The sequence below is a fragment of the Bacillus sanguinis genome, from assembly GCF_018332475.1.
GTDB lineage: Bacteria > Bacillota > Bacilli > Bacillales > Bacillaceae_G > Bacillus_A > Bacillus_A sanguinis.
This window is the reverse complement of the sequence record NZ_BOQB01000301.1, coordinates 1-1189: the sequence shown is the minus strand read 5'-3', so window position 1 is coordinate 1189 and position 1189 is coordinate 1. Positions and strand designations below refer to the sequence as shown.

At 32.1% G+C, this 1189-nt stretch carries 1 protein-coding gene and 1 pseudogene; both read left to right on the top strand.

The genetic code is table 11. The features are described from left to right. A pseudogene (locus tag KI369_RS24460) lies at positions 1–247 on the top strand (transporter); the annotation flags it as partial. Between the two features lie 43 nt (positions 248–290). Further along, entirely contained in the window at positions 291–1007 is a 717-nt protein-coding gene (locus KI369_RS24455; protein WP_238484952.1) for a C39 family peptidase, read from the top strand. The last annotated feature ends 182 nt before the right edge of the window (positions 1008–1189 follow it).

The window sequence follows — 1189 nt, the reverse complement described above, 5'->3', positions numbered from 1 at the left end:
ACAGGAAGAAGCAAAAAAATATCATATTGATTTATATGGGAAAGATATATATCAAGTATTAAAAGAAATTAATGAGCAAAAAGTATTACAAATGGCAGATGAGCTTAATATGGATAAAACGAATATGAAGGTTCAAGAATTAGCCGAGAAAATAAAAAAAGATCAGCCTGAAAAAGGAAAAGAACTAAATTTTGTACCGGTGATTCGCACGGATGCTGACGCGTTTTATTCTTATTTAACGAACTAAAAAGGGCGTGAGAGTGATACGGAGATGGAAGTGGTATATATGTATGGCTTTACTAGCTATAGCAGCATGGAATGTATATACAAATGGAATTACAAAGTATGTGGAGAAATTAACATTTTTCAATATACAAAGTGGAAAACAAGTGGAGTTTAATGGTGATGAAAAGATTATCTTATCAAATGTACCTTTAATTCAGCAATTACCAGAGCTAGATAGAGGATGCGAAGTAACGAGCTTAGCGATGATGTTACAATACGCAGGCATTACAGTGGATAAGATGAAATTAGCAAATGAAATAAAGAAAGTTGATTTTATGAACGATGGTGTACGTGGGAATCCGAATGAAGGATTTGTAGGAAATATTTATACCTTTTCTGAATCTGGATATGGTGTATATCATGGACCACTTTTTCAATTAGCAAAAAAGTATTTACCTAATAAAGCTGTGGACTTAACAGGGAAGAGTATAGAAGAACTTTATAAGAGTGTAAAAGCAGGACAACCGGTAGTTATGATTACAAATGCAACATTTGCGCCATTAGATGAAGATGAATTTACTACATGGGAAACAAATAGTGGAGATGTTTCTATTACATATAATGAACATTGCGTTGTACTTATTGGATATGATCAGGAATCTGTATATATCCGAGATCCACTTAAGGATAGCTTAGATGTAAAAGTGCCGAGAGAAACCTTTGAAAAGGCATGGGTGCAAATGGGTAGTCAGGCGATTAGTTATGTGAAAAGCTCCAAATGAATTAGTAAGGAATTGGGAAAGTGTTTTTTGTAGGCGTTTTTTGTAAAGAAATAAGAGAACTTGATCTTATTATATAAGCTCAAGTTCTCTTATTTTTTATGATTAAATCTTTAGAAGGAGTGAATATGTAAAAATGCATAATTGACAAAAATATTACATGTTATCATTATATATTGTTTTAT

What these genes read in the sequence shown, in the direction of transcription:
- KI369_RS24455 (WP_238484952.1), top strand. Translation starts at nt 291, where the DNA reads ATGGCTTTACTAGCTATAGCAGCATGGAATGTATATACAAATGGAATT.